Origin of the sequence: Pseudoalteromonas sp. 2CM32C, assembly GCF_023161925.1 — a bacterium.
GTDB classification, from domain to species: domain Bacteria; phylum Pseudomonadota; class Gammaproteobacteria; order Enterobacterales; family Alteromonadaceae; genus Pseudoalteromonas; species Pseudoalteromonas marina.
Map to the genome: position 1 here is coordinate 1 of NZ_JALNTI010000019.1, position 10,487 is coordinate 10,487.

Consider the following 10,487-nt stretch of genomic DNA (forward strand, 5'->3'; position numbering starts at 1 on the left):
TGTGAAAGTAGGACATTACCAGGCTTCAAATTGTAGAAAGCCGCTTCAGAAATGAAGCGGCTTTTTTACGTCTGCAGGAAAGTAATCTTCAGCATTCCCTTCTCTAAAGCGTAGCGTCTGTTGAGCAAAGCGGCTCTTTGTGGACGGTGTTTTGGTTACTAGTAGCGCACCGACTTCAAATAAGAAAAACCCGCTAAATCAATGTAACGTTTTTTTGCTTTCTGGGGTTTAGTATATAGCCAAGACCCCATGCCGAACTCAGTAGCGACACAAAACAGCGCGAAGGCGAGCCCCGACCAATAATAGTATCCCATGTGCTATGTGACTCTCTACCGCTGTGGGCACTATGACATTACCAAGCCTCAAATAAGAGAAATCCGTTGCAGCAATGTGACGGGTTTCTTTCTGTCTGGGATTTAGTAAATGGCCAAACTATACCGAACTTTTAGTACATGCTTACATAATAATTGAATGGTCGCCTAGGCTATTTTAATTATCAATATTTTCTATATAGTCTTTTAACTGTATTCACTATTATCAAAATGATCCTTTCCAATTAAACTAACGTCATAAAATATTTACTTAGTATAAGTTTTGGAGAAAAACATGGCTCATCAAATTATCAAAGATTTACACAATCGTTATACCGCTAAGCAATATGATTCATCAAAACGTATTTCTGATGAAGATATTGAAGTAATTAAAGAGGCTATTCGCTTGTCAGCTTCTTCAATTAACTCGCAACCTTGGAAGTTTATTTTGGTTGAAAGTGAAGAAGGTAAACAACGCTTACACGATACATTTGCTAACAAACACCAGTTTAATCAGCATCATGCTAAAGAAGCATCGCATACATTATTACTTGCTTATGATCCTAAGTTTACGAAAGAAAAATTTTCTAAGCGTGTTGATGTAGAAGTCAGCTCTGGTCATTTACCAGCAGATATGCGCGATAACTTTATGGGTGCATATGCGTTCGCTGAAATGAACACAGATGAGAATGGTTACAACGGTAGTTGGACTAAAGCGCAGGTTTACTTAGCACTTGGTAATGTGCTGCATACATTAGCGCGATTGAACATAGCGTCGACTCCAATGGAAGGCGTTGACCCAGAGCTAATTAGTGAGAAGTTTAATGCTGAACTTGACGGTCATATTTGTGAAGTTGCACTAGCAATGGGTTACCCTAATACCGACGAAGACTGGAACCATGGTTTGCCAAAGGCGCGTTTAGCGGTAGAAGATATTATAACAACCGTATAGCATAAAAAACTTTATTAAAAAGCCGAGTCTATCTCGGCTTTTTTGTGTCTAAAATAAGCCATACGCTTCCGTATTTTCAGTTTCTACCTGTAGTTCAGTCGGCTTAAATATGGAACTCGGATCGATAAGCACACTATGATTTTCTGCCATTTTTATTAAGCCTCGCATCATACCTTTAGTTTGTGGATCTATATCAAAGCCTATATCAGTTAGTTTATCTAATGGTTTTATATCTTCTTTTTTATAATCTAGGCTGTCTTCTACTTTATCGACCAGCAACCCCACATGAGGGTTTATACCGTCTTTCGTTGTGAATACAATAATTGGTTTGTAATCCAAAGTTATTTGCTCTTGTGCTGATTCAAACAGTCTCTCTAACTGAGCAAGACTGCTACGTTTTATCTTACTAAGTAAATAGCTTACCTGTTTATGTTCACCTTGCCTGTGAGCAGTTACGGCTTGTCTAGCTTGTTCTAGTAATAATTCAAAAGGCTCATTAAAGCGTGAGATAGTAAGCTTTAAATCAGGGTTGTCTGTATTGAACTCCTGGAAAAAAACAATAAAGTCTTGAAGCTCAGTTTCATTAATAACTAATTTTTCTGATTGATTTAAGAGGTTTGTCTCGAGTGTATTAAACCATTTGGTTTGTTTGTCTTGCCAGGATCTTAGCTGTTTTAAAATATGTTTGTTGCTTTGCTCTGTTGATATATTATTTAAGATAATTCCTAAATCGAAAACTGGCGTAGGGATATCCATATAATCTTTAACACCAATAAAGCTTTTGTTGTTGTTTGGTAGTGTTGTGAGATTATTATCAAAGCGCTCGGTTAATAAGATATCAAGTATTTTCAGTGAAATTGTTTTGGAGCCCACTTTAAAGTTTATTAATTCCATGCCTTTATCTTAATTTACCCATTAATGTATTAAGAATAGAACAAATCTACCAAATAGCTTAAGTAACTGTGGTAATTAATCATTGTATTAAGGGGGTGGGTTATTTGATGGCTTTAGCTAGTTTTAACACTGCTTGTTTAAAGCATGTTTCAAGCTCTTTTTTGCCTTGTATATTTAATTGTTCAATGACGTTTGTATCGCTTTCATTTTGCAAAATTAAGCTAATTAATAGTTGCTTATCACTTTGCGTTAAACAATTAACAACAGAGGGTGCCAGAGTTACAACTTGCCAAATAGTAGCTGTAATACTAAATCGAGAAAAGTGATTATTAAGTTGTCGTATTAAACGTTTTTTGATGTCTGAACTGATAGGTCTATCTGTAAACGAGGAAATAAGTACATTTACAAGCTGCCAATCAAGGTGTTTAAAGTGTGTGAGTAAAGCATAAAATATATCGGTTTGAAATTCAGCTTTTAATAGTTTCAGTGTACCCGTATTGTTGTTTAAACATTTCACAACGAGTGCTGAATGCTCGCTAGTGCTTTTATCTTTTTGATAACCCAGCTTTATAGTGCTAAACCCTTGGCTTTGCCAAAATTTTAATAGCTCAGCCGTAGCGCCAAAACTAGCACCAAACCAATGGCACTCATTACTTACTCTTGATTCGCAAAAACTCAGTAGGGCTTTACCTACTCCTTGACTGTGAAGATTAGGGGCAACAGCAATTCTTACTACTCGAGCAGAGAGTTGGGTAAGGCACTGGGGATCACTGCTTAGCTGCGAGAGAGTTTGTGCCATTAGGTGCCCTTGTGGGCGGCGTTCACCTTTAAGCACCTGCTCAGTTAGCTCGAGGGGTAACCCGCCTTCTATTGTAACTAAACACACCCCCACTAGGTGATTATGTGTTTGGGTTATGAACAATCGTTGTGAGGGTGCATCAAGTAGTTGGCGTAAATCGTTAACGCTACTTTGGTAATGTGCTAAGGCAAGTAATGCAATAACCTGCTCAAGTAACAGCTCGTCATTTGTGAGTTGTTGCTGAGTAATTTCACTGTGGACTAGGTTATTTAAGCCATTGCTTTGTATTTCTTCGTACTGTGCTTCGAGTGCGAGCAAAGTGCGTATATGGCGCTCTAGCGGGTCGGCTTTTGCAAACCTTAACGGTTCATCAAGTGTGATAATATTAGCGGCTTTATACTTTGCTTTAATGTACTGACTAAACCTAATTGTATAGCCTCTACCATTACCCTCATAACCTACTAAAGTACTTGCAAATACAATGCGCGGATACTGTTTTAGCATTTTTAATAACAGAGGAACTGGAATAGCAGCCGCCTCGTCAACAAGTAATAGATCACACTCTGGCAACGAGTCTAATAATGAATCTGGAGCAATATACTGTAAATTAGCAAGTTGCTTACTTTTACCATCAAAGGGTATGTTTAACTCATTACTTAAATGTTTAAAGCTGCTATGAGTGGCTTTAAATTGTGTACTGCAAAGTAGTATTTTCTTATCGATAAGCTTGGCGGCAGCAAGTCCAAGCGCTGCTGATTTACCACGACCTCTGTCGGCATTAATGAGTAAAGGGCGATTGGCGCGACCATGAGCCACTTTAATTATATTTTCTACACAATGCTGTTGCGGTTCAAAATCTATTTTATTGTCAGAGCTTTCTCTGCTGATATTATCTGTACAGCCATGTAATTCACTAAAGTGATAAGCGGGTAACGATTGTACAACGCGGGCAATGCGTTCATTAAAAAAACTATAGCTTACTTTATGCCCGTGAGACTGCACTGTGCTTAAGGCAGGATCTGGCCAAGTTGAAAGTTCGCTTAGCTCTGGTAGCAGTAAATATAAAATACCGCCTGCTTTTACCGTACCTGCAATAGCTGCTAATTTATCAGGGTGCAAGCCACTAAAGCCATCGTATACGGCATGAGAATATTCTTGCCCTAAAATTTGATGAGTACGATTAGGCCACTGCGCGTTATTTAGTCTGGTATTTTTAGAAACGACGAGTGTGTTTTCAGTTTGAAGTAATTCACCTAACAGCTCGTAGCACCAAACAGTACTGCCAGTAATAAGCACCAGTTGGCGATGATGAGCGCCAACTAGTGTTTTTTCTAACGTGTTTATGTGAGCTTTATACAGCTTGTAATCGTGCATAAGCCGTTACTAGCCATTTACTGCCAAGGTCGTCAAAGTTTACCTGTACACGCGACTGTGCACCGCTACCTTCATAGTTAAGTACCGTACCAATACCAAACTTAGCATGCAGTACACGTTGACCTAAGTTAAAGCCGCTGTCTTCAAAGGCGGCATGGCTTACTGATGCACTAAAGCGACCAGCTGCCGGTGGTCGCGAAACTTGCGTTTTAATACGAATTTCTTCAATGCAGTCTTCAGGGATTTCGCGTAAAAAACGCGAAGGACTATGGTACTTCTCTTGTCCATAAAGGCGGCGGCTTTCGGCGTGGCTAATGTATAATTTATCCATAGCGCGAGTCATACCTACGTAACAAAGGCGGCGTTCTTCTTCTAAGCGGCCAGACTCTTCATTACTTTGCTGCGAAGGGAACATGCCTTCTTCAACGCCCACCATAAACACAAGCGGGAACTCTAAGCCTTTAGCTGAGTGAAGCGTCATCATTTGTACCGCGTCTTCGTGCTCATCGGCTTGGCCTTCACCAGATTCAAGCGAGGTATAGGCTAAAAAGCCTTGTAGTGGTGAGCTAAACTCTTCTTCTTCAGGGAGTTCGTATTGATCACACGCGCTTATAAGTTCTTCTAAGTTTTCTACACGAGCGCGGCCTTTTTCGCCTTTTTCAGCTTGATACATAGCCATAAGGCCAGAGGTTTGAATTGTGTATTTAGCTTGTTCTTGTAGGGTGAGATCGCTAATTTTGTCTTCGATGTGCTCAACAAGCTCTACAAACTTTGTTACAGCGCCAGCTGCTCGGCCTGATAAGTGCTGTTGTTCAACAATAGCTTTAGCTGCGTACCAAAGCGGAAGTGACTCAGCACGTGCACAATCACGTATATGACTTAATGTCTTATCGCCAATACCGCGAGCAGGAGTATTAATTACACGCTCAAATGCGGCATCGTCTTGGCGATTACCTACTAAGCGTAAGTACGATAGCGCATCTTTAATTTCTTGACGCTCAAAGAATCGCATACCACCGTAAATGCGATATTTTAAGCCTTCTTGCAGCATGGCTTCCTCGAGTACACGAGATTGCGCGTTACTACGGTACAAAATAGCGGCGTCTTGCAACGCGTTACCAGCATTTAACCAGCTACGTAATTTGCTACTTACAAAGCGGGCTTCGTCTAGCTCGTTAAAGGCGGCATAAATTGATATAGGCTCGCCTTCGTTACCATCGGTCCATAAGCTTTTACCCATACGCTCGGAGTTATTTTTTATAAGCGCATTAGATGCTTTAAGAATAGTTGCGGTTGAACGGTAGTTTTGTTCAAGGCGAATAGTTTCAGCATCAAAGTCAGTTAAAAAACGTTTTATGTTTTCTATTTTAGCGCCGCGCCAGCCGTAAATACTTTGGTCGTCGTCGCCAACAATCATTATGCTGCTTGTGTCGCCTGCAAGTAACTTTAACCATGCGTACTGAATGGTATTAGTATCTTGAAACTCGTCTACTAGCATGTGGGCAAAGCGCTGTTGGTAGTGGCGAAGTAGCGTCGGGTTATTTTTTAATACTTCATAGCTGCGTAGCAGTATTTCAGCAAAATCGACCAAACCAGCCCTGTCACACGCTTCCTGGTAGGCGGCATATACACGCAGCATCATTTGCTCGTTTATATCATAAGCTTGAATATCTTTAGGGCGAAGTGCTTCGTCTTTTTTAGCGCTTATGTACCAACCAAACTGTTTTGCAGGCCACTTTTTATCATCAATATTCATTGATTTTAATAAGCGCTTGATCATACGAAGTTGGTCATCAGAATCTAAAATTTGAAAGGCTTCTGGTAAGTTAGCTTCACGGTGATGAGCGCGTAAAATACGGTGTGATAAGCCATGGAAAGTACCAATCCACATCCCGCCAACCGGTGCTTTTAAGGTTTCTTCAACGCGGGTACGCATTTCTTTAGCTGCTTTATTGGTAAAAGTTACCGCAAAAATACTATAAGCTGATGCTTGTTCAACTTGCATAAGCCACGCGATACGATGAACTAACACTCGTGTTTTACCAGACCCAGCACCGGCCAACACCAGCATGTTTTGTAATGGGGCTGCAACGGCATCGCGTTGTTTGTCATTTAAGCCGTCGAGTAATTCTGAAACGTCCATCGTTACGCCTTTTTAATCAATATTGAGGGCAGTATAACAGGTGTTTTTGTTAGGCTAAATAAAATACTGTTTTTATGAACAGCTATTATAAAAATAGCCTCTAAAACCAATCAGCTGGATAGTTTTTAGCGTGGATAAGTGACTAAAATTAATAATAAAAATAATCAAATTGACCTATATTTAGTAAAAAATACCAAAGTAATTAGTGAGTCGTAATTTAACTAACTGATTTTTAAGCTTTAATAAATTGGCATAAAGTGTGATAGTAAGTAGATAACTAAAATTTAAAATTAATTAACTACAGAGGTGAGTATGGCTGATCAAGGGTCTGGCGGTAATGTGATTGCTGCATTGTGTAATATATTTTTTCCTGGTTTAGGACAACTAGTACAAGGGCGTATTTTAGCGGCTATATTTTTTGCGCTAGCTATTGTTATAAGTTACGCACTTATTTACGTACTCGTTGGTTTTGTATTAGTACCTATTATTTATTTATGGTCGATAATAGATGCGGCACGATACCGCTCGCGAAGTTAGGTATTTAAACGTTTTACAAAAATAGCGCCCAATGGCGCTATTTTGTTTTTTAGGGTCGGCGTTACAGCTAATTTACGGGTATAATCGCGTTATTAACGTTTAATAAGTAATAGCTATGGAATATCAATTTATACGTGACCCTATTAGTGGTTTACGAATTAAAATAAGCAGCGAACACGCAATAATAGGTCGTTGGTTAAACGAAGAAATTGGCAAAGGCAAAGTCGCTATGGTGCAAGCACTTATTGTGTCTGTCAAAACGAGTTTTGAGCCAGTCACTCTAAAAGGCCAAGAAATAGATTTAATTTTATCTAAAGATGAGGCCTTATTTGAGGCTCATGCTCTGCACCAAGACAGCGAAGACTTAATTGCCTATCAAGATGATGATTTAATGCTTGAAGAGAACGACTTAAGCAGTGGTTGTGGTTTTGAAGACTTTATTGATTTAATCGAGTCGTGGGCTGAGTTTACCAGTAATCGATAAAAATAATTAAAACAGACATAGCAAATGCAAAAACAGCGCTTTCTCTGTATTATTAAAACAACTAAAAAACGACAGGAATTGATATGTCTGCCAATTTAAATAAGCTAGTAGTCATGCTAGAAATGCAAAACGCCATGAATACAAAAGTGCATGAACAATGGTTTACACAAGGGTTTGAATGGTATCGCGCTATTTGGGTTGAGTGTGCCGAAATGCTAGATCATCATGGCTGGAAGTGGTGGAAAAAACAAACACCCGATACCGAGCAAGTTATTTTAGAATTGGTTGATATTTTTCACTTTGGTTTGTCGCTACGTATTGACGGAAAAACAAGCTATCAAGACTTAGCAAAGCAATTAGAAAGTGAGTTGAGCCAAGTACAGCAAGCTGATGACTTTAAACAAACGTTAGAAATACTTGCGGCATCTGCTGTTGCAGATAAAGCGTTTAATGCATCAGCATTTGCCGGTTGTATGGCACAAATGGGCATGGATATTGACGATTTATACCGTGGTTATGTTGGTAAAAATACCTTAAACTTTTTTCGCCAAGACCATGGTTATAAAGACGGTAGCTACATTAAAGTGTGGAACGGGCAAGAAGATAACGGGCACTTAGTGGAAGTAGTTAAAAGCCTTGATACCGAACATGCAGACTTCGCAAAATTAGTCTATCAAGGCCTTGAGGCACGTTACCCTAAAAGCTAAATAATAGTGCGGTAGTCGGTTACATTTAAGTAATCGGCTATTTCGTTGTGTGGTTGCTGACTGTCGGGGTTGGCAACCGCAAGTAAGTGTCCAATGCCGTATTCTTTTGCGGCATTTAATACAGCTATGCTGTCATCAACAAACAAAGTACGTGTTTTGTTAAATCCTAAATCATTTTGTACTTGGTGCCATAAACTTTGCTGCTCTTTACTTACGCCATATTCATGAGTCGACACTACACCATCTAAATAATTATCGATTGCGGTGTGTTCAAATTTCATCATGACGTTTTCTGGATGTGCGTTGGTAAGCAATATAAGCTCTTTTCCTGCTTTTTTTAGCTCCGTTAAAAAATAGGGCACGTCGTCACGAACTTTTATAAGGTGCTGTGTTTCTCGCTTTAAATCCATAATTGGTAATTTAAGCTGATCTTCCCAATAATCTAAGCAATACCACTCAATTTGGCCGCTTACAGCTTGGTAGCGTTTAAAAATATCTTCTTTTGCTTCGCTCAGGCTTATATTTTTCGCTAAGGCGTGTTGCTGTGGAAGAACAGTTAACCAAAAATGGCTGTCATAATGTAAATCGAGGAGTGTTCCGTCCATATCAAGTAAAACGGTATCGATTTTTGACCAATTTAGCATGGGCTTTTCCCTGTGAAAAGTTTATGATTAAGCACAACTGCCATGATAGCAAATTAACGCCAATGACACAGAAAAAGCATCCAACACCTCCTCAAATCCTAAGTAATAACGTTGTCGCTAAAAGTCGCCTATTTACTGTGGAATCTTTAGAGCTAAAATTTTCGAATGACGAAGAGCGTCAGTATGAACGTATTCGAGGTGGTGGCAGAGGCGCTGTAATGATTGTGCCTATAACGGCTGATAACGAAATGCTGCTAGTGCGTGAGTATTGCGCGGGCACCAATGACTACCAGCTAGGCTTTCCTAAAGGACTGATCGACCCAGGCGAAACACCAGAGCAAGCTGCTAATAGAGAACTTAAAGAAGAAGTAGGTTTTGGCGCAGACTTTTTTAAACCATTAAAAACAGTGACCATGGCACCTAGTTATTTTAATGCCACCATGCATATTTTATTTGCTAAGCAACTATATCCGCAAACACTTCCAGGCGACGAGCCTGAGCCTTTAGTTGTTGTTAAGTGGCCATTAACGCAATGGCAGTCATTATTAGAGCAAGATGATTTTACCGAAGCACGAAGTGTTGCCGCTTTGCTATTATTAGATAAGTACTTAGCATCTGGAGCTGCCGATGAATAAATTATTAGAACCTTGTATTGAATTAGCCGAACGTGCAGGCGATGCCATTATGGCTATATACAAAAAAGATGATATTGGCCAACAAGAAAAGTCAGACCACACACCAGTAACTAAAGCCGATTTAGCTGCAAATGATGTGCTTGTTGCAGGCTTAAAGGCACTTGCGCCCGATATTCCTATTATGTCGGAAGAAACACCTATTCCTGCATTAGCCGATAGGCAAGATTGGCAGCGTTATTGGTTACTTGATCCCATGGATGGCACAGGTGAATTTATTTTAGAAAGTGGTGATTTTGCGGTAAACATTGCGCTTATTGAAAATAACCACCCTGTGTTGGGGGTAATTCATTGGCCGTCGAAAGGTATTACTTACTTTGCGAGTGCTAAAAATGGTGCTTTTAAGCGTGAAGAAAAGAGCGACACTCGAATATACGTAGCTCCGCCTGAAAGTTTAACACTAGCAGTAAGTCGCCGTCAGAAAATTGAGTCGGTGAGTCAATACTTAAATAGCCAATTTACAACCATTGCGGTTGGTTCGTGCTCGTTAAAAGCATGTATTGTTGCTGAGGGTAAAGCGGACTGCTTTTTAAGAATAGGCCCAACAGGTGAGTGGGACACAGGGGCTTCACAAGTTATTGTAGAAGAAGCGGGCGGTTGCATTACTGATGCAGAGTTTAACCCTTTAACCTATAACCAACGCGAGAGCACTGAAAACCCAGACTTTATTGTAATGGGCCACCCTGATTGGGAGTTTCAAAAAATGATTACTCCTCATCAAAGAGCGAGTATAGAATAGAGTTTTGATTGCTTTTTGTTCACTTGAACAGTTTTAGGTAGTTAAAGCCTTGCATTATAAGTTTATTCCTATATAGTAGCGCTCTCTTCAAGGCAGGCTCGTAAATATTACGGAAATGTTTTAAAGAAATTACAGGCGCGGGATGGAGCAGCCTGGTAGCTCGTCGGGCTCATAACCCGAAGGTCGTCGGTTCAAATCCGGCTCCCGCAAC

Annotated in this window: 10 protein-coding genes and 1 tRNA gene; 7 read left to right on the top strand and 4 right to left on the bottom strand. The window is 39.9% G+C overall.

The genetic code is table 11. The features are described from left to right. The first annotated feature begins 606 nt into the window (after window positions 1–606). Complete coding sequence (locus MTF67_RS18365; RefSeq protein WP_243532018.1) at window positions 607–1,263, top strand: nitroreductase family protein; 657 nt, start codon at window positions 607–609, stop codon at window positions 1,261–1,263. Window positions 1,264–1,311: 48 nt separating this feature from the next. Here the strand turns inward: MTF67_RS18365 and MTF67_RS18370 are convergent, their stop codons facing one another. The 3 genes from MTF67_RS18370 to uvrD all read right to left on the bottom strand — a co-directional run bounded on the left by MTF67_RS18370 (window position 1,312) and on the right by uvrD (window position 6,473). Next, the gene (locus MTF67_RS18370; protein ID WP_248520323.1) at window positions 1,312–2,157 is read right to left on the bottom strand and encodes a chemotaxis protein; all 846 of its coding nucleotides are present in this window, start codon (window positions 2,155–2,157) and stop codon (window positions 1,312–1,314) included. A gap of 100 nt (window positions 2,158–2,257) precedes the next feature. Next, a complete protein-coding gene (locus tag MTF67_RS18375; RefSeq protein ID WP_248520324.1) occupies window positions 2,258–4,330 on the bottom strand; it encodes a GNAT family N-acetyltransferase in 2,073 nt (690 codons plus the stop codon). Then, window positions 4,308–6,473 carry a DNA helicase II gene (gene uvrD, locus MTF67_RS18380; RefSeq protein ID WP_248520325.1) on the bottom strand — a complete coding sequence of 722 codons (2,166 nt, stop codon included), beginning with the start codon at window positions 6,471–6,473 and terminating at the stop codon, window positions 4,308–4,310. Before uvrD ends, MTF67_RS18375 begins: the two co-directional genes overlap by 23 nt. A 312-nt stretch (window positions 6,474–6,785) precedes the next feature. Here uvrD and MTF67_RS18385 point away from each other — a divergent pair, with 312 nt between their 5' ends. From MTF67_RS18385 to MTF67_RS18395, 3 genes are all read left to right on the top strand, one after another. After that, a complete protein-coding gene (locus MTF67_RS18385; RefSeq protein WP_006791382.1) occupies window positions 6,786–7,010 on the top strand; it encodes a hypothetical protein in 225 nt (74 codons plus the stop codon). 115 nt (window positions 7,011–7,125) lie between these two features. Continuing rightward, a complete protein-coding gene (locus tag MTF67_RS18390; protein WP_008133305.1) occupies window positions 7,126–7,494 on the top strand; it encodes a YacL family protein in 369 nt (122 codons plus the stop codon). Between the two features lie 83 nt (window positions 7,495–7,577). Continuing rightward, complete coding sequence (locus tag MTF67_RS18395; protein WP_248520326.1) at window positions 7,578–8,201, top strand: dUTP diphosphatase; 624 nt, start codon at window positions 7,578–7,580, stop codon at window positions 8,199–8,201. On the opposite strand, the gene yrfG is transcribed toward MTF67_RS18395, so the two are convergent. Continuing rightward, window positions 8,198–8,845, bottom strand: coding sequence for a GMP/IMP nucleotidase (gene yrfG / locus MTF67_RS18400; protein WP_006791379.1), 648 nt, complete (start codon window positions 8,843–8,845; stop codon window positions 8,198–8,200). The genes MTF67_RS18395 and yrfG overlap by 4 nt on opposite strands. A gap of 62 nt (window positions 8,846–8,907) precedes the next feature. On the opposite strand from yrfG, the gene nudE reads away from it, so the two are divergent. From nudE to MTF67_RS18415, 3 genes are all read left to right on the top strand, one after another. Further along, complete coding sequence (nudE, locus tag MTF67_RS18405) at window positions 8,908–9,480, top strand: ADP compounds hydrolase NudE (protein ID WP_033035276.1); 573 nt, start codon at window positions 8,908–8,910, stop codon at window positions 9,478–9,480. Continuing rightward, window positions 9,473–10,276, top strand: a complete 804-nt coding sequence (gene cysQ, locus MTF67_RS18410) for a 3'(2'),5'-bisphosphate nucleotidase CysQ (protein WP_006791377.1) — start codon at window positions 9,473–9,475, stop codon at window positions 10,274–10,276. The genes nudE and cysQ overlap by 8 nt, the downstream gene beginning before the upstream one ends. Window positions 10,277–10,412: 136 nt before the next feature. Next, window positions 10,413–10,486: transfer RNA gene (locus MTF67_RS18415), tRNA-Met, on the top strand. Window position 10,487: the final 1 nt, after the last annotated feature.